The sequence below is a fragment of the Bacillus sp. FSL W8-0645 genome, from assembly GCF_038007905.1.
Classification (GTDB): domain Bacteria; phylum Bacillota; class Bacilli; order Bacillales; family Bacillaceae; genus Bacillus; species Bacillus pumilus.
The window spans coordinates 3,115,217-3,133,795 of the sequence record NZ_JBBOYC010000001.1 but is presented as its reverse complement, the minus strand read 5'-3'; the positions used below and the strand labels follow the sequence as shown (position 1 = coordinate 3,133,795).

The following is an 18,579-nucleotide window of genomic DNA, read 5'->3' as shown; positions in this document are numbered from 1 at the left end:
TGACATGGCTGCGGCTGACTTTATTAAAAAACTGGCACCGGGAGCGCAAAAGGTTTACAAAAAATATAACGTGCTTGCAAGTCTTGTCATCGCTCAAGGGTGCTTAGAAAGTGGTTTCGGGACGAGTGGTCTTTCTAAACAAGCCAACAATCTGTTTGGGGTCAAAGGTACATATAACGGAAAATATGTACTGATGTGGACAAGTGAGCAAGATAAAAAGGGGAACGTTACCAGGATACAAGCTAAGTTTAGAAAGTATCCATCATACGCAGAGAGCTTAGCTGATCTTGGGAGCTTATACACTCGTCTAAGTCGTTACAAGGCAGTGGTCGGTGAAAAAGATTATAAAAAGGCAACTACAGCCGTTTTCAAAGCTGGATATGCTACTGATATACATTACCCGTCAAAACTCAACAGCATCATTGAAAAATACAATCTGACTAAGTACGATGGCGAAATCGTTCCTGACGTTCCCGATGTTCCAGAAGAACCAAGTGAACCAGAAACACCAACTAAACCGACATATCCAAGCAAGGAATACGATGGGAAGGACATGCCACTCAATCAACATTTGCCGTCTGATGTGGATTTCCCGCAGCTTCACGTATCAAGCAAGGATGGAAAGGATGTCATAGAGATCACTGGTGTGTCTGTTGACTTCACGGCCGATCCAACAGGTAAAAAATCGTTCAGCTTTACACTGCCGCGTACACAGGAAAATGCCACAGAGTTTGAGCTATTGGTTGTGGACAACATTTTATATCTTGATGAAAAGAAATATAATCATCAAAAATACTACATTACGAATGTAAGTTTGCATCAGGAAAATGGAGTGCTAACAAAAACGGTTACAGCTGCGCATATCTTTTCTGTTCTATTAATTAATAACAGAATTGAAAAAACAGTTTCTAAGAAATTAAGCATTAAAGAAGCGCTTGATATTGCTCTCAAAGGAACTGATTTCAAATATGTCATTCATGCAAAAGATGGTGAAATTTCTTCTGCGGAACAAGAAAACTTCGGTGAAAAAAATTCCACAGAGCTTATGGATGAAATCATTGAAGATTATGATATAGAGTTAGACGTAGATAATTACAAAATCCATGTTTACAAAAAAATGGGACAAGAAATAGATTTTGTGCTTGATAGTCGCTATAACATGCCTGGGATCACAATCACGACAGATTCTCAGAATTGTACAACTCGGGCATGGGGATACGGCGCTCAAAAAGAAACGGATTCTGTTTCTAAATCAAAGGATGACAGCAAAACAACAAAAGATGAAAAAGAAGCATCAAAAGATGAAGAAAAAGAGCCTGAATATGTTTTTGAACCAGTTCTTTATATTCATCCCGATGAAGATAAATTCCTCATTGAAGGTAAACCACGCTGGGCGGAACCAATTAAGGATGAGAGATACAAAAAATCTAGCAGCATCATTTCAGCATTAAAAAAGCATGTAAATCCATATCCTGAAATGACAGTAGAGGTGGAGTTTCAGAAAATATATGAACCAAAACTTCTTGAAATTGAGCAAGATTTCTGGTTAGGCGACACGATACATGTCATCGCCGACACAGCAGACGGAATAACCTTTGAGGACGATTTGAGAGTTGTCTCAATTCAGCATAACCCTCTCAATCCGTATAGCAGCCCAACGATAACATTTGCGAACTTCCGCAAAGACATACAACGAATAACAGTAGATCAAGCAAAACAAGTAAAAAACTTACAACGATATATAAACGACATGCTCAAGACGCTTAGATAGGGTCTTTTTATTTTTGCCAAAAAAGGAGAGTGAGAACATGGTAAGGCTGAGAAAACAATATGATACAACTCGAAACTCAAGATACGCTCATCAGTTGAGTGAAGATATGCAAAAAATCGAAGATCAATTGAATCAAAACGAAGATCAATTGAAAACACACAAAAAGGGCGTTTTAGTTCACACATCAGATCAAATTAAACATGGTTTGTTCACCGTTGCAAATAGGATCGATAATGTGTGGGCTAGATTGACAAACCTTGTATTGAATCATGATGGCAAGGACGTAAAAGAGGTTGTAGATATACGAGTCGCAACGGACGCTAGTATACACAAGACGGCTAAAGATCGCCTAGACTACGAGTTCGCAAAGATTGATAAGCGATTCAAGCGCGAAGTGCATGTGGACGATTTTGGAGCCGTACCCGATGGAAAGACAGACTCTACAGAGGCTTTTAAAAAGGCGTTTGGAAACGGTCGAGTTCGAGTAAAAGCATCTGCCGGCGTATATATCGTTCGCGGAATACGTATTCCTTCTAATTCGGCATTGATCGGACAGGGAAAAGGGATTACTACTTTCAAACTTCATGAGGATGCACCTGCCAGCACGATTCTTTTAACAAACAAAGACCATAGCGGTAACAAAAACATTTACGTTGATGGTTTTTCATTAGACTGGAATCGTGATCGACAGGGCGGCATGAGGGCAACGGGCGGCATTGCCTCAAGTGCATTAACTTTCGCCAAAGTCCATTTTGGCTGGGTGAAAAATGTTCAATCCATTAATCCGGGATTACATGGTTTTGACTTCACCGCACCATCTTACAATATATCAGGATCTAATTATACAAAAGATGGATGTAGATATATTTGGATTGAGAACTGCGAGGCGAGTGGGTACGGTGATGACGGTATTTCGACTCATTATAGCGAATACATCTTTATCAAGTCATGCCATTGCACTAACCCTAGCGGAAAGGCACATAAAGAAGGCGAGTCAAATTCTAACGGTATTGAGATTGATGATGGATCTCGAAATGTTTGGGTAGATGGATCTTATACAAGCGGGAACATTAGAGGAGTAGAGGTCAAAGCACATGCACAATGGCCGGCGGCTCAAAATGTTCATGTATCAGATCATGTATCTTATCGAGACGTGCGGAGTTATGATGCACGACACATTGGACACCACAGCGCATCTGACCCGCAAAGTACAACAGCGCGCGATGTGTCGTTTACAAATTGTGTGTCGATTGAACCTGTATTTAATGATATGTACAAGGGGTTATCGCCTAGAGCGCTTGTAGTGTCTGCTTACCATCGTGTTAAAGTAACTAATTTTACAGCGATAGGTAACCCATCTTATGACTACAAAGGGAATCCAGTTGTTGCTATTCAATACAAAAGTAGACGGGTGGATATCAATGGTTTAACAATCACTGGCTTTAAAAGAGCTTCTCACGATGTTCGAGTTTTTGGTGGCCCGCAAAGAGCTGATGATGTTACTATCACGAACTTTAATATCGAGAATTCCGCACCTATAGGGATTGGGATAGGTGGAAGGGTCTATTCAGTCAAACTGATGGCAGGAAATCTTATTCATTCTAACGGCAACATTGGGGTGTATTCACCTAATACACAAACAACGATTGTAGGAGTACACGCAAATGGCTATAGCAAAGCAGCAGATCTAGCTAAAAATACTAATAAGCAGATGCCGACACGCTTAAAAGGTGGATTGGTTGCTGGTTCAACGTCAGGACACGCTTTGTCAGATTCGAGCGCGGTCATTGCTGCTACGGGTTCATGTAAAACAAAAGGTCCTGCAAATAGTGTATTAGCTTCTAGGGCGGGATCGTCAACCGAAGGATCAAGACAAGCTGTCATCGCATCCAACAACAGCCACACGAAGGGTAATGGATATGCCCGTACAATCTTGTCATCACATAATGTTAAACAATCAAAGAGTTACACTATTTCAGGGGGATACAACGATCTTAAATGGCAAATTTCATCTAAGTCAGGAAACATCACGAGTGCAGGTCAAGTACGTGGCGGGTCTTCTCTTTCGGATTACGCGGAGTATTTTGAAAGCGCAAGTGGTCATGAGATTCCGACAGGTACAATCGTTACACTGAAAGGCGAAAAAATTATGCCAGCACAATTAGGTGATTATCTACTAGGAGTGGTGTCAAATACTGCCGCAGTTGTTCTTGGAGAATCCACCTTTGAATGGCAAGGGAAGTATTTACGTGATCGTTTTGGTGCCTTGATAACTCAAAAAGTTGAAGTTGCTCACTATGATGAAGAAGGCAATGAAATTTTCGAGGTGCTAGATTTACCTATAGAAAACCCTGACTATGATCCTGAAAAGTCAAAAGCCTATCAATCAAGAGCTGAACGTAAAGAATGGCATGTGATTGGATTGGTTGGACAAGTCATGGTACGGATTGATGACACGGTAAACGTTGGTGATTCAGTCAAAGCTAAAAACGGTATTGCGACAAAAGGTCAGTCCAATTGGCAAGTGATGAATATTGAAACGCCTTATGATTCCGAAATGGGTTATGGTATTGCAAAAGTATTTATTAGATAGGAGGTGTCATTTATGGTTTCTAAAAATGGGAGATTAGATTTTGATGTAAACGCATATACCAGTTCAAGTGTATCAACCAGCATAAATTTTTGGACGCAGGATCGTCAGACAGCAAGGCTCATTTTCAAACTCACGAAAGATGGAGTACCACTGCCTTTAGCAGCTGTCACGGGAAAACTTGTATTAGTTATGTCTGACGGCAGCCGATTCATTCGAGACATAAATATTATTGATCGAGTGAACGGTCACGCCGAGTACGTTTTGTCAGACAAAGAGGTCAAGCACTACGGCACAGTACAAGCTGAGCTAAATTTGTACTATGCAAATGATCAATCTATGTCTGTGCACCAGTTTTCTTTTAACATTTCGAAGTCTCTCATTGATCAGGATATTATCCCGGTCACAGAATACTATGTGGACGAATTCGAAGCTTTAAAATCAAAGATAAATGATCTTTACGAAGAGTCTATAAAAACGATTGATGATTTGAGAGCCAAGTTTGAGGACTTGGAAAAGATCGAAACAAAACAAGGCGCCCAGTCTAAAGCAGATGCAGCACTTGCATCAGCTAAAAAATATACGGATGAACATGCAGAAACACCTGCAGGTGCAGAAGGTAAAGCAGCGGCAGCACTGGAAGCGGCAAAAGAATACGTCGATCCACACTTTAAAAACGAAAAAATCCATGTAACGGAATCAGAGAAAAGCAACTGGAACAAGAGCCAGCTTTATAGGCTTACACCTAACGATGGTAAAGTTGCAAGGATTCCGAATGGTACCGACATATTTACCCTACCTACAGGTCCTTACATGGGGGCCCAGCTCCTTAATGCTCCAGTAGAAAATGATACAAGCTTTTATTACGTCAATGTGTTGGAGACGGCCTATGAACAAAATGAAGTAGTTTATAAGTGCATTATCGCTACAAGGTCTTTTGATAACATAACTTGGATCGGTACATTTCATGCCCAAGGTTTCAAAGGATGGGATCGAGTGTTATCCGAAAAAGATTTAAGCAGCACATGGAACCAAGTAACGTTAGTCGCTGGAACAGTAAAACAATTTACGGGAAATCCTCTCCAATTCTCTATACGCCAAAATGACTTACTTCTTCGGGGATCGTTTGAGGGAGTCCCGGCGAACGATACAGTCATTGCCCGTTTTGCTCAAAAACCGTCAGGGGAAACCGTATTTGGGGGTGCCACGGTTGGATCGTACGGGTCGGCACGTTTGACGCTTGCGAAAGATGGATCATTAAAATTTGACGGTCTCAACGCAAATGATAATTCCAAGGTGAAGAGAATTGAGATAAATGAATCTATTCCGTTGTGGTAAAGGAGGGAAGCATCATGCACATTTATTACTTTGACGAGAATTTTAAATATCAAGGTGAAGATGTCATAAGTGATTATGAAGAGATGCCGAAAAATGCTACGGATGTACGGCCGAAAAAGGGTTTATACCTTCCTGAATATGATGCGGACAAGAGAGAGTGGTTTGAATCAGCATCCGAAGAGTATATAGAGGGCTTGCAGCCTAAACCCCCTTTGCCCAATGATATACCCACACTTAAAAAACAAATGGCTTTACTCACATTGCAGGTATCGCAGATTCAGAGGGGTGGGTCATCATGATATACCCGACGGCTGACGATATCAAAGTATTTTGGGATTGGGGCGTTTACACTCTTGAAATAATGAGAGAGTATGTCTCTTTAAAGGTAATCACAAAAGAAGAATTTGAGCAGATCACAGGCGTTTCGTTTGATAAGCCAGCTGCTTCTGCGGATTTAGGAACAACAGCATCTTAACAGGTGCTTTTTATTTTGCCTTCGAAAGGAGGTGGACAAAATGAGGGAGTAGGTGAGTGAAATGGAAATGGATTTGGCGCAGTATTTAATGACACAAGGACCGTTTGCGGTGTTGTTTTGTTGGGTGCTGTTTTATGTGCTCAACACAACAAAAGAGCGTGAAAACAAACTGATTGAGCAAATAGATGCTCAAAACCATGTGCTAGAAAAATTCAGTGAGAAATATGACGTTGTCATTGAAAAACTAGATCGTATCGAAAGAAACCAAAAATAAGACGAAAAGAGGAATTTATATGAAAAACTTTGACAAAGGCACTGTGATCCGTACGGTGCTTCTTTTAGTTGCTTTGATTAATCAGTTTTTAGTGATGTTTGGAAAGACACCTTTACCACTGGATGAAGAATCAGTAAACAATTTAGCAGATGTTTTATATGTTGCTGGCTCGACACTCTTCACAACTGTTATGACGCTCATCACATGGTTTAAGAACAACTATGTGACATCTAAAGGAAAGAAACAAAAAGAAGTCCTAAAACAAAAAGGATTAACGAAGTAAAGGGCTGCCCTAGGCGGCTTTTTTCTATACAAAGGAGAGATTGAATATGACGAAAAAAATTATGCTTGATCCAGGACATGGTGGGCACGATCCAGGCGCAGTAGCAAACGGATTGAAAGAAAAAGAACTTGTACTAACTATTGCTAAGAAAACTAAAGCGATTCTTGAAAAGGTGTATGGGGCATCAGTTAAGCTCACACGATCAACCGATGTTTACATTGATCTGTCTCAAAGAGCTAGACTAGCAAATAATTGGGGCGCTGATTATTTTGTATCTATCCACATCAACGCTGGCGGAGGAACGGGTTTTGAGACGTTTCGTTTTGATAAACTATCAGCATCATCCAGCACTGGCAAACAGCAAAAAATTGTACATGATGTAATTTATAAAAAGCTGAAAGGAACAGTATCAGACCGCGGAACTAAGTCTAAAAATTTGGCCGTCTTAAGAGAAACAAAAATGCCAGCAATTTTGACAGAGAATCTCTTCATCGACCGTAAAGAAGATGCCGCGCTGCTGAAACAAGATTCGTTCCTGAACCTATTGGCCGAGGGACACGCAGAAGGTATCGCGGGGGCCGTCGGTTTAAAAAAGGTGTCATCATCATCTAAAACAAGCTCTAAAAAAGAAACGGCGCCAAAAGGCATTAAAATGGCCGTAGTGAAGCCGAATGCAGACGGGTGGCTATGGGTCTATGATAAACCCAATTGGTCAGCGAAGCACAAAAAAGTAAAGCCTGGTGAAGCGTTTACGATTGATAAGACCGTCAACGTAAACGGATCAAAAATGTACAAGCTGAAATCAGGTCTTTATATCACAGCTGCATCTAAATATGTTGAGATATTAAAAGTATCAACAAAGTTAAAATCAAAGCAGAAATAAATGAAAAGCCCTTCCAAAATGGAGGGGCTTTTTTTATTTGTCGTAATTTCCATACTTTATTACTAACCAGCCCTTTGGTATTCGGTTATTTGTAACTATGGAAATTACTGTATATTTTAAGTTATCCTTAACCTGTGATTACAAAAGGGGGAGGGTTTGACTTGAATAAAAAATGGATAAAAAGAATATCATTGTCCATTGTAGCTACGTTGGGTATTTCCTGTACGCTTGGAGAGTTTGCAGATGCAAAAACTAATCAGTCACAATATGTGCAACAAAACGAAACAACAGAATCTTTCACCAAGAATGATCCTGAATTATATCAAGGCGCTTTAGAACTTGGCCTATCTGACAATGACATCTTTAAAATCGACAGTCTTTTCGACAAAGAAGATAAAGCCACAGTACATAATCCGTTTTTTGTAGTAATGGCGGCAATTACAAGCATGGCTGCCGTTGTTGGTACAGGATATGGCGCAGGGCGTTATATTGCAAAACAACTGTACAAACGTAAACAGCTCAGCAAGAAGTTTTACAAAAAACATAGATGGAAATTCAGAGCCGCATTAGTACCTGTTATCGGTATTCCCGGAACGTTTGGCTTCGATGACTACTACATGGACATTTGATTATGTTTGAATATATTTTGATTTTACTCATAATCGCAACTTTGTTACTGACAGTCGTAGAGGTTTCTAAGATCAAACGAGAAAATAAATCCCTCAGAAACGAGATAGAAGAAATAAAGAAAAACATTAACAAATGATACTTGTCGGCCGTCCATCCGGGCGGCTTTTGTTGTTTACTTAAACCTCCATTCCTTCTTCTCTTTATCCCATTCTAATTCTTTTCTTGTGATAAGGTTTTTAACAGCCTTACGGATCGCGAGTTCATCTTTACCCGTTTTCCTTTTAAGGTCATCAATCGAAGGATTCTTGCGAAACCGGCTCATATTATAAATGATTCGGTAAAGTTTCCTTTCAAGATCGGTCACACCGTACCCTCCTATAAAAGAATGTATGTTCGATTATAAATGTAATAAAAAACCCTTCAACTTGAAGGGTCATTTTTAAGAAGAAACTTTATCGGTAATTTTCATTTGTTTCCCAGCACGTTCATACTAGAATTTAGCTACTGTTTCACATGCAATTTATCATTGCACATGTGCGGTGGCCGCTACTAATTAGTTTTTATGATTGCTGGCACATTAATTCTAGTTGTTTGATTAGTATCTATATCAGTAATATCTAACTGACTTGAAGAATAATAATTCGCTTTATAAGTACCATTATCAATCTTATAGTTCATTTCATCAGGTGCATTATAAGACCATCCATTATATTCACTTATTCCTTTAGTTAGGAACCAGTCACCGATTTGCATAAAATTAAATGGAACCTCACCTTTATTTGGTGAGAAATAGGCCATACCATTAGGAGTCCAACCTTTAAGTGTACCATAAAACCCTAATTTCCCTACTGCCTCACCTTCAGTGATTAGATAAGTAACTTCAACACTTTGTCCAGGATCAACGGTTATTTTTTGAGATGGTATTTTAATAGTATTACTTTCAGTTGTTGTTTGTGATTTAGATTCTCCGTACTTATATACTGCAGATAATTCTGTTTTTGTACTACCAACTAAAGGGATCATAAACTTTGAGGTAGACTTCAATCCGAAATCGGCATTGTTCGTATGAGTTAAAACTGTAGAATATGTTCTTGTAAAAGATCGTTCTGGAGTTAATAATTCTCGTGGTTTATTTGTGTTATTAGTGAGAACCTCCTTAGTAGCTATAACATTATTAGTACTAGTCTGTATTGGATCTCCGATGCTTTTTACAAATTGATTATCCATCCATGCTGCTACATGCCCATCTATTGGAGGAGAAGAAGTAAAATAACCTTGTGCATACACTTTGTAGTATTCCTCTGAACTATTAAAATAACGAGGCTTTGAAAGTACCTGGTTGTCTGGGTAATTAATAACTAGATTATTTCCATAGCGCAAATCATACGACATGTCAGACCATCGGTGTTTTAACTGAGTGTATGCATCACTATCGGCGTATACATCTAGCGGTTTAAAAGTAAACATTAGAAGTAAAACAAATACTGAAAAGAATGCACATGTAAATATTTTTCTTGTTTTCATTCGTTATTCATCTCCGTTTATTTTTTAGAAAAGAAGTTATAAATATAAAATCCACAACATTCTCTTTGATTTAACTATAGTTAAATTTTCCAATTATGTAAAGGCTTTATTTTTTATCATTTTATGTTATTTGGTATTTTTTCTACAGATGTTTTTTCCTTTTAAGGTCATCCATCGAGGGATTCTTTCCGAATCTGCTCATATTGTAGATGATTCGGTAAAGTTTCCTTTCAAGATCGGTCACACCGTACCCTCCTATAAAAGAATGTATGTTCGATTATAAATGTAAATTTAAAGCCCTTCAAGTTGAATTGGAGGGCCTTAATAATTTTAAAAAGATATTGCTACAATTAAGAATTTACTTAGGTTCAATATTTAGTATTAATGACATACTAGGAATTTTAGTTAACTGCACAGAGTAATCTCCATCGATTACATTAAGTGAATCTTTTTCGCTATCTAAAAAATCATTTAAATGATTAATATCGATATCCAAAGCTTTTAACACTGCTATTGTATGGAGTGCACCTTGTTCAGATGTTATATTTTCTGATCCAGTTGTAAATATGTGCAGGCGATAGAAGTTTTTATCTAGATCATGCCATGCTTGCAGGTTAAAAGTACCGTCAGAGTCATCAGTTCTGTTTAATAACTCTTTTGTGAAAATTTGTCCACTTGCAATTTCAGTTGGTGTGAAATCACCGACTTCATCAATTTTAATTTGCTGGATGTTTACTCCTTCTTCAGCATTTTTAAAGGCTAGCGCTGTTTTATTATATGATTTGGCGAACTCTTCAATTTTGAAATTAAATGGTTTTTCTGGATCTTTAACTTCACTTACTTTATTATTTTCTTCACTTTCAACTTTCTTAGTTTCTTTTACTTTTGAAGTGGTGTTTTCACTGTTGCATCCAATTAACAATGTAGTACATATCAATAGGAAGAAACACGCTTTAATGTAATTCAATATAAACCCTCCATAACAATTATTTTCCATATCAGTGTAGCATATTAACTGATATGAAGGACGAAAACATTGAATGTCATGGCAACATCATGGCGACAATTTGGCTACAAAAGCTTAAAATCATTGTTTTAATTTCTTGTAAAAACAGTACACTAAAGGTTGAAGAATCAACGGATTCAACTATTTTTATAAGTATAATGAAGCAATCTAATAGACTCCCACCGTCTCCATCAAAACTTTTAGAATGCAGTCGTATCAAGGGTTTGAAAGCCCTTGATGCGGGTCTGGCATCATTTTTTCAACATGTTGTTCTAAACGATTGGTTAGCACAAAAGGATTTTATTAAAAACTTTAATAAAAAAAGACGCTAAAAATAGCGTCTTTTTTTTATTTAGTCATAGTATTATAACCTAAATTTTTATTCGGAGTCTCCTTGTTTACAGGTATTAAGAATTTAACTTTTATAGGAGGTATTTGTAAAGGTGTCGATGAATTTATTTTTTAAAAGAGTTTCAATTTTGACAGTAATTATCTTCACGATTAGTTCATTATCTACTCTAACTAGTTTCGCAGAGTCAGATATTGAGGAACAACCTGTGTTAGAGGGAGTTCTAGTAGGTGAAACAGTAGAGGGTATAAATTCAAATGATGTTAAATTGAGTAGGGAAGTTTTATCTGAAGAGTTCGATCTTGAAGAAGAGGTTAGAAATATGCCTTCGATAGATGAAATGACGAAAGATGAGAGAAAACTTTTTGATAAAATAGTAGAAGAACAAACAGAGCTATCAAATGTTACTGAGAAGGAAATATTTAGAAAAGAACTAACAAATTTCTTCGATAAAGAATCTGATACATATAATGATTTGTCAGCAGCACAAGAAGAGTTAGTGGAAGAAATAAATGATTCAACTCTAGTAGATAATGAGGATTTTGCATTTTCTAAAGATCTATTTGTTTCTTCCTTTGGGGTTAAAGAAGTTGAAGCTGCTAAAAAGAAAAAATCATCAGGTATAAAGGTTGGTGTATCTGTTAGGTTTGCAGGTGCAGTTTTCAATGCTGTTATTGGTTTTGCTGTCGGGGGTGGCGTTGGTGTTATACAATCATTTATTATTAAAAAAGGCAAAGCAGAAGCGAAAAGAATATTCACTAAAACCGTGTCAAGTAGATTAAAGGCGTGGGGAGCTAAAAAATTAGCGGTTTCTATTGGTGTTGCTGTCGCGATTGCTCTAAATTATTTGGATATTGGAACCCAAATTGCTAAACAATTGGATAAAAGGGATAAACGCCCTAATAATGGTTGGGTGGATATTTATTAGGAGGAATTTTGTGAAAAGTATAATGAAGTATGCTGTTATGATTCTCTTTATCAGTGTATTTTTCTATTATTACAATATGTTTGTACCAAAAAACTTTTTGTACATTATCATTGCACTTCCTATTTGTCTTATTGCTATTAACATTATTGATAAGTTATTTACTAATAAGTGATTATGAAAAATAAGCAAGCAAAAGCTTGCTTATTTTTTGTAAGGTAATTCAATTGAATATAATCTAATTGATCATTTACATTTAAATACTAGTTAGCTTTCTATTTAACTTATAATTAAACTGACAAAATAAGTACTAACATAGTCTCAATTTTGTATAGTTTTCAAGAACGTGTCTTCTGAGAAGACACCACCAACCGCACAAACAAAGGACAAACCACAATCACTGCCATCATCATCAACAAACCATTCGATACAATTTTCACAAACGTTGTTTGAATCACATAAACTGCAATCAGCAGTAAATAACTCACCAAAAATATCAATCCAGATGTTCTCTTCTCAAATGGCTTCTCCAAAAGAACCAGCATAAACAGCCCCGCCATGATAATCATAAAAGTCATATGCCTTCCGAGCCTCCTCTTCATTGATTCCCAATCCCCACATTGTACAGATATTTCTCCGAGCGCAACATATCTCTCCCTCAAATTAAGCAAAAAGTAGTGGAAATATAAGGTCTCATGGACAAAAGTCGACCGAAACTTTACAAAAAACCTCCACCCAAATCAAAATCACATCTTCCCATTTGTGACTTCCTCATATATAGTAAGATAGACTAGTTCTAAATAACTGAAATTGGGGCGTTTACATGGATTCGATTGTTTTATATTTTATTATGATCATGAGTGTTTCTGGCATTCTGTCCGTGATATTATCAATCATTGCTCATGCGAACCGCCACCGGTATATTGGCTGTCAATTGTTTATGTACATGTCTGGAGCAACTGCGATTTATATCTTTGGGCACACGTTTGAATTATTGGCAAGTACCCCTGGAGAAATCATGTTCTGGGTTTGTTTTCAATACATAGGTCTTCCGTTCATCGCGCCATTCAGTCTGATGATTGTGCTGCAATTTACGGGGTTCCATCAATATTTCACAAAGCGCCGCGTGCTTCTCATTTTACTGATTCCAATTCTCACCACCATTATGGTGTTCACCAACTCTTTTCATTCACTCTTTTACCGAAGCATCACGATGAATCCAGTAGACGGAATTTTATTGGCTGATTTTACGATTAGCTATTGGTATATCATTCATGGCGTTTATACATTTGGCTGTTCGATGCTCGCTATTTTTATGCTGGTTTGGTTTTTACGTGTCACAAAAAAAGAATATTTAAAGCAGATCCTCATTCTGCTAGTGGGAATGCTACTACCAACCATGACATCTTTTATCTATTTATTAGGCGTTACGCCTCTTCATATTGACCCGGTCCCTGTGGTGATGTTTTTAACCAATGCACTCTACTTATGGGCGATTATGTCGTTCCAGCTCTTTAAGTTCTCTCCCATTGCAATGGAGCGTGTGTTTGAGCATATGTCTGAAGGAGTTCTCATTTTAGATCGATACCGGACACTCATTGACTACAACCCCGCTGCTGCATCGATCGTTCCAGCACTTGCGAATAAAAAGGGAATTGGCTATAAAATCGACGATATTTTCTCAGAAATCACTAAAGAGTCAGCGTTCATTCAGTGGCTGCGTTCTCCACAGGATCATTCGCAATATGATTTAATGTGGAAAAAGGAAGAAGACCAGTCCAGCTATTATCACCTGACCGCTTCATCGTTATTTAATAGAAGAGGAGAGATCGAGGGCAGGCAAATTGTGATCAGTGATGTAACAGAGCAGCGTTTGCTCCAGGAAGAGCTGGAGCGCCGTGCGTATATTGATGGATTGACGAATATCTTCAATCGGTCTTCATTTATTGAACGAACGCAGATGATCCTAGAAGAGGATGCGCAAGATACGGCTGTTATGTTGTTTGATATTGATTTTTTTAAACAAATCAATGACACGCACGGACATCATATTGGAGACGAGGCGCTGCGTCATGTTGTCACCATTTGCCAGCAGCATTTACAAATGGACGATTTATTCGGACGATATGGCGGAGAAGAGTTTGCTATTTGTCTGCCGCATCATTCTTTTGAAGAGGCGTGTCATATTGCGGAGCGAATTAGACATTCGTTTGAGATGAGTTTCTTTGAGAATGATGAGGAAAAAGTGCGAGTGACAGCGAGCTTTGGAATTGCTCACACAGCTTATGATCCCAATGTATTAGAAACTCTTCTATTTGAAGCAGACCAAGCTTTGTATATGTCAAAACGCCAAGGACGCAACCGGATTTATGCGTCCACTGGAGCGGACTATATGCTTTATGAAGAGCATTAACCTGCTGCTAGCTTCTCATTGACGGTTGTCCTGACATTCGATATGATAAACATAACATTTGAACGGTTTCCTAAAGGGGAGTAGCTTTTACGGTTTGGTCGTCATTACAGAAACATCCGTTGTTTCTCGGCCATTCCGGCATGAACATGTTAGCCAGACCTTTGCCTATTACACATGAGGCAAAGGTCTGGCTTTTTTAGGTCTTATTGCATCTGTGTGATGGGGGGAGCGGGACAAATGATGCTTTCAACCTCAGATGAAAGGATGATCAATCTTGAAAAAATATGTGATCTCTTTGCTCTTTTCCGGCACGCTTGTATTAAGTGGATGCTCTGGTTTGCTTGACCAAGTAAGTGATACAACGACATATGTCACAGAGGCAAATGAGTATGTGACGGACATTCAGCAATTTACGGAGGACTTTCCACAGTTCGCAGAAGAAGCTGTGAAAAACGCCGCCAAAAAAGCAGAATTAACCCAGCAGTTAGAATCATTGAATGCAGACATTCAAGAATTTAATGAAATCACAGCACCTAAAATAGCAGAAGACCTGCATGCGCAGATCATTGAAAAAAATAAGGTGCTGTCAGAGGAAATACAAACGTATTTACAGCAATTGAAAGCAGACAACATCGACGTTGCCGCCATGCTTGAGGATCAGCAAGGATTGATCAAGCAGCTTCAGCAGTCCGTCAATCTATTGCAGGACATTGAACAATTAACAAACTAAAGCAAACACGATAGAGTGTATTCAGCATATCTTTGCCTTTTCCGGTGGAGATATGCTTTAATTTAAGTAAAGATAAGTCATATTAGAAAAAAGGTGATCACATGACAGAACATGAAGAAAGACATATGGCTTCGCCAAGAGCCGACAAGGATAAAGATCAATTGATCAATCGATTGAAACGAGTGGAAGGACAAGTGCGTGGGATTCAGCAAATGATTGAAAACGATCGTTACTGTATAGATGTTGTCAATCAAATCTCCGCTGTCAATGCGGCTTTGAAAAAGGTCAGTCTTCAATTGATGGAAAAGCATACCCATCATTGTGTAGCAGATGCAATCAAGAGCGGCAATGGGGATGAAGCCATTGAAGAGTTAATGACGGTCTTTACGAAACTGACAAAATCGTAGCATTTATATGTTTACATTTATACCCTACTAGGGTATAGTAAGGTGTAGAAAATGATTGATGGAGGCGATGAGAAGTGGAACAAGCAACACTTCAAGTGCAGGGCATGTCTTGCGGACATTGCGTGAAAGCAGTCGAAGGAAATGTAGGAGAACTAGCAGGTGTTGAATCTGTGAAAGTCCATTTAGACAAAGGAGAGGTGGAAGTTTCATTTCACCCAGATCAAGTCACGTTACACCGTATCTCTGATGTAATTGAAGAACAGGGATATGATGTCGTATAAATGAACATACGTGCTGCATAACAGCACGTATTTTTTTCAAAAAAAGATACCCCTATGGAGTATATGAAGAGGTGAGATGAATGAAAAAGGAAATTGATTTTCAAATTACGGGGATGACCTGTGCTGCCTGTGCAGGACGCATCGAAAAAGGATTGAACAGGCTGGAAGGTGTGGAGGATGCCAATGTGAATTTGGCGCTTGAAACATCTCATATTGTGTATGAAGCAGAACAACTCACACCAGATGATCTCAAGCAAAAAATTCAATCCTTCGGCTACGATGTGGTGATGGAGCAAGCGGAATTTGATATAGAGGGAATGACGTGTGCAGCGTGTGCCAACCGAATCGAGAAAAAAATAAACCGGATGGAGGGTGTTGATCACGGATCTGTGAACTTTGCGCTGGAGACCCTTCAGGTCACGTATCACCCAGGCCAAACGTCTACAAGTGATATAAAGGAAGCGGTTCAGTCCATTGGGTATTCTTTAATTGAACCAGCTGTAGATGAAGCAGAGGAAGGAAAGAAAGATCATCGCCAAGCAGCAATAGAGAAGCAAACGGCACGCTTTTTATTTTCAATGATTCTGTCACTGCCGCTTCTTTGGGCAATGGTCAGTCATTTTTCTTTCACGTCTTTTATTTGGCTGCCTGAAGCGTTCATGAATCCTTGGGTTCAGCTAGCGTTAGCAGCGCCCGTTCAGTTCATTGTCGGCTGGCCCTTTTATGTAGGTGCGTATAAAGCGTTACGTAATAAAAGTGCCAACATGGATGTTCTTGTCGCACTTGGGACGTCAGCTGCGTTTTTCTATAGTTTATATGAAAGCATTCAGTCAGCGGTTCAAGGCACACATGAGGCAGCCCTCTATTATGAAACAAGTGCTGTACTCATTACGTTGATCGTGCTCGGAAAATTAATGGAAGCAAGAGCAAAAGGGAGATCATCAGAAGCGATTCAAAAGCTGATGGGCCTACAAGCGAAAGAAGCGGTCATCGAGCGAGATGGGAAAGAGATGACCGTCCCTATTTCCGAAGTGAAAGTGAATGATCTTGTGTTTGTCAAACCGGGAGAGAAAGTGCCGGTAGATGGAGAGATCGTGGAGGGAACAACCGCAATTGATGAGTCCATGATTACGGGCGAAAGTCTGCCTGTTGATAAAACGGCTGGTGATGCGGTCATCGGGGCAACGATCAATAAAAATGGGTTTGTGAAAGTGAAAGCGACAAAGGTTGGAAAAGAGACCGCCCTTTCACAGATTATTAAAGTCGTAGAACAGGCACAGGGCTCAAAAGCACCGATTCAAAGGATGGCCGATCAAATATCAGGGATATTCGTACCCATCGTTGTAGGAATTGCTGTGCTCACCTTCATGATCTGGTTTTTCTTTGTTGATCCAGGGAATGTGACTTCAGCACTTGAAACCTTTATAGCGGTCATCGTCATTGCGTGTCCTTGTGCACTTGGTCTTGCTACTCCAACCTCTATTATGGCGGGTAGCGGCCGTGCGGCTGAATCAGGCATTCTGTTTAAAGGCGGAGAGCATTTAGAAGTGACCCAATCACTGGATACGGTGGTTTTAGATAAAACAGGAACTGTGACAAAAGGGGAGCCGAGTCTGACAGATGTAATAGCGTCTGCCAATTGGACAGAAAATACGCTCCTACAGTTAGCAGGATCAGCTGAACAACAGTCGGAACACCCGCTTGCCAGAGCGATCACAGATGGAATGAAGGAACAAGGTCTAGAAGCGGTCGAGATTGAAGCCTTCCAAGCTGACCCAGGTCATGGAATTGAAGCAAAGGCGGCAGGGCGCAAGCTTTTGATTGGAACGCGTAAGCTATTACAGAAACATCATATCCCATATGATCAAGTCGAAGCATCCGTCACAACGCTGGAGCAGCAAGGGAAAACGGCTATGCTTGTTGCCGTTGATGGAGAAGTCGCCGGCATTGTCGCGGTCGCAGATACGATCAAATCATCTTCACCTCAAGCGATCAAGCGTCTGAAAAAGCAAGGGATTCACGTCGTGATGATGACAGGCGATAACAAGATGACAGCAGAGGCGATTGCGAAACAGGCGGGCGTTGATCATGTCATTGCTGAAGTTCTGCCTGAGGAAAAGGCTGCTCACATTGCGGCGCTTCAGGAACAAGGAAAGAAAGTCGCCATGGTCGGAGATGGCATCAATGATGCACCAGCCCTTGCGACAGCAAATATTGGGATGGCAGTTGGAACAGGGACAGATGTCGCCATGGAAGCAGCAGATATCACACTCATGACAGGAGACCTCCATGCCATTGCTGATGCGCTTGAATTTAGTCGAAAAACGATGAGAAACATCAAGCAAAATCTATTTTGGGCGCTTGCTTATAATTGTATTGGGATACCGATAGCTGCTTTAGGACTTCTTGCGCCATGGCTTGCAGGAGCAGCAATGGCCTTTAGCTCCGTGTCGGTTGTATTGAATGCGCTCAGATTGCAGCGACTGAAACCGGTTAGAGAGGGAGTGGCACAATGAAGCTGAATGTCAAATGGATTTGGACGATTAGTGCATTGTTCTACGTTGCTCTGGTCCTTATTGGATATGCGATATACGCTGGAGCTTATTTACAAAAAGATACACCAAGTGAACAAATGCAAAATTATTAGGACTTCGCCCAAAAGCGAAGTCTTTTTTTAACAATTTTGTGGAAAAACCCACC

Annotated in this window: 21 protein-coding genes; 17 read left to right on the top strand and 4 right to left on the bottom strand. The window is 39.5% G+C overall.

Annotated elements, in window-relative coordinates; genetic code table 11:
• Positions 1–4 precede the first annotated feature (4 nt).
• The 9 genes from NST39_RS16225 to NST39_RS16185 all read left to right on the top strand — a co-directional run bounded on the left by NST39_RS16225 (position 5) and on the right by NST39_RS16185 (position 8,243).
• Positions 5–1,771 (top strand): phage tail protein, encoded by a 1,767-nt coding sequence (locus tag NST39_RS16225; protein WP_217012946.1) that lies wholly within the window; start codon positions 5–7, stop codon positions 1,769–1,771.
• A 37-nt stretch (positions 1,772–1,808) separates the two neighbouring features.
• Entirely contained in the window at positions 1,809–4,364 is a 2,556-nt protein-coding gene (locus NST39_RS16220; protein ID WP_341029278.1) for a peptidase G2 autoproteolytic cleavage domain-containing protein, read from the top strand.
• A gap of 12 nt (positions 4,365–4,376) precedes the next feature.
• On the top strand, positions 4,377–5,699 hold the full coding sequence (locus NST39_RS16215) for a phage baseplate upper protein (RefSeq protein ID WP_341029276.1): 1,323 nt from the start codon (positions 4,377–4,379) through the stop codon (positions 5,697–5,699).
• A 14-nt stretch (positions 5,700–5,713) separates the two neighbouring features.
• On the top strand, positions 5,714–5,998 hold the full coding sequence (locus NST39_RS16210) for a hypothetical protein (protein WP_341029274.1): 285 nt from the start codon (positions 5,714–5,716) through the stop codon (positions 5,996–5,998).
• Positions 5,995–6,174, top strand: a complete 180-nt coding sequence (locus NST39_RS16205; RefSeq protein ID WP_075622183.1) for an XkdX family protein — start codon at positions 5,995–5,997, stop codon at positions 6,172–6,174. Before NST39_RS16210 ends, NST39_RS16205 begins: the two co-directional genes overlap by 4 nt.
• A gap of 61 nt (positions 6,175–6,235) precedes the next feature.
• Complete coding sequence (locus NST39_RS16200) at positions 6,236–6,448, top strand: BhlA/UviB family holin-like peptide (RefSeq protein ID WP_034325266.1); 213 nt, start codon at positions 6,236–6,238, stop codon at positions 6,446–6,448.
• A 19-nt stretch (positions 6,449–6,467) separates the two neighbouring features.
• Positions 6,468–6,731: a phage holin gene (locus tag NST39_RS16195; protein ID WP_277518874.1), complete on the top strand. Its 264-nt coding sequence runs from the start codon at positions 6,468–6,470 to the stop codon at positions 6,729–6,731.
• 46 nt (positions 6,732–6,777) lie between these two features.
• Complete coding sequence (locus NST39_RS16190) at positions 6,778–7,614, top strand: N-acetylmuramoyl-L-alanine amidase (RefSeq protein ID WP_319610294.1); 837 nt, start codon at positions 6,778–6,780, stop codon at positions 7,612–7,614.
• A 161-nt stretch (positions 7,615–7,775) separates the two neighbouring features.
• Positions 7,776–8,243, top strand: coding sequence for a hypothetical protein (locus tag NST39_RS16185; RefSeq protein WP_319610293.1), 468 nt, complete (start codon positions 7,776–7,778; stop codon positions 8,241–8,243).
• A gap of 173 nt (positions 8,244–8,416) precedes the next feature.
• On the opposite strand, the gene NST39_RS16180 is transcribed toward NST39_RS16185, so the two are convergent.
• The 3 genes from NST39_RS16180 to NST39_RS16170 all read right to left on the bottom strand — a co-directional run bounded on the left by NST39_RS16180 (position 8,417) and on the right by NST39_RS16170 (position 10,735).
• Positions 8,417–8,608, bottom strand: a complete 192-nt coding sequence (locus NST39_RS16180; protein ID WP_319610292.1) for a hypothetical protein — start codon at positions 8,606–8,608, stop codon at positions 8,417–8,419.
• A gap of 185 nt (positions 8,609–8,793) precedes the next feature.
• Positions 8,794–9,768, bottom strand: coding sequence for an ETX/MTX2 family pore-forming toxin (locus NST39_RS16175; RefSeq protein WP_341029267.1), 975 nt, complete (start codon positions 9,766–9,768; stop codon positions 8,794–8,796).
• A gap of 358 nt (positions 9,769–10,126) precedes the next feature.
• On the bottom strand, positions 10,127–10,735 hold the full coding sequence (locus tag NST39_RS16170; protein WP_319610290.1) for a hypothetical protein: 609 nt from the start codon (positions 10,733–10,735) through the stop codon (positions 10,127–10,129).
• A 53-nt stretch (positions 10,736–10,788) separates the two neighbouring features.
• Here NST39_RS16170 and NST39_RS16165 point away from each other — a divergent pair, with 53 nt between their 5' ends.
• Positions 10,789–11,106, top strand: coding sequence for a hypothetical protein (locus tag NST39_RS16165; protein WP_341029264.1), 318 nt, complete (start codon positions 10,789–10,791; stop codon positions 11,104–11,106).
• Between the two features lie 111 nt (positions 11,107–11,217).
• Positions 11,218–12,051, top strand: a complete 834-nt coding sequence (locus NST39_RS16160; RefSeq protein WP_341029262.1) for a hypothetical protein — start codon at positions 11,218–11,220, stop codon at positions 12,049–12,051.
• Between the two features lie 335 nt (positions 12,052–12,386).
• On the opposite strand, the gene NST39_RS16155 is transcribed toward NST39_RS16160, so the two are convergent.
• Positions 12,387–12,626, bottom strand: coding sequence for a hypothetical protein (locus tag NST39_RS16155; RefSeq protein WP_341029260.1), 240 nt, complete (start codon positions 12,624–12,626; stop codon positions 12,387–12,389).
• Between the two features lie 245 nt (positions 12,627–12,871).
• Here NST39_RS16155 and NST39_RS16150 point away from each other — a divergent pair, with 245 nt between their 5' ends.
• The 6 genes from NST39_RS16150 (at position 12,872) to NST39_RS16125 (ending at position 18,526) form a co-directional block, all read left to right on the top strand.
• A complete protein-coding gene (locus NST39_RS16150; protein ID WP_341029258.1) occupies positions 12,872–14,461 on the top strand; it encodes a histidine kinase N-terminal 7TM domain-containing diguanylate cyclase in 1,590 nt (529 codons plus the stop codon).
• A 274-nt stretch (positions 14,462–14,735) separates the two neighbouring features.
• Positions 14,736–15,191, top strand: coding sequence for a DUF6376 family protein (locus tag NST39_RS16145; protein ID WP_341029256.1), 456 nt, complete (start codon positions 14,736–14,738; stop codon positions 15,189–15,191).
• 101 nt (positions 15,192–15,292) lie between these two features.
• Positions 15,293–15,598, top strand: a complete 306-nt coding sequence (locus NST39_RS16140) for a metal-sensing transcriptional repressor (protein ID WP_065098016.1) — start codon at positions 15,293–15,295, stop codon at positions 15,596–15,598.
• Between the two features lie 74 nt (positions 15,599–15,672).
• A complete protein-coding gene (gene copZ, locus NST39_RS16135; RefSeq protein ID WP_012011271.1) occupies positions 15,673–15,879 on the top strand; it encodes a copper chaperone CopZ in 207 nt (68 codons plus the stop codon).
• A gap of 80 nt (positions 15,880–15,959) precedes the next feature.
• Complete coding sequence (locus NST39_RS16130) at positions 15,960–18,395, top strand: heavy metal translocating P-type ATPase (RefSeq protein WP_341029253.1); 2,436 nt, start codon at positions 15,960–15,962, stop codon at positions 18,393–18,395.
• A complete protein-coding gene (locus NST39_RS16125; protein ID WP_341029250.1) occupies positions 18,392–18,526 on the top strand; it encodes a hypothetical protein in 135 nt (44 codons plus the stop codon). The genes NST39_RS16130 and NST39_RS16125 overlap by 4 nt, the downstream gene beginning before the upstream one ends.
• Positions 18,527–18,579 lie beyond the last annotated feature (53 nt).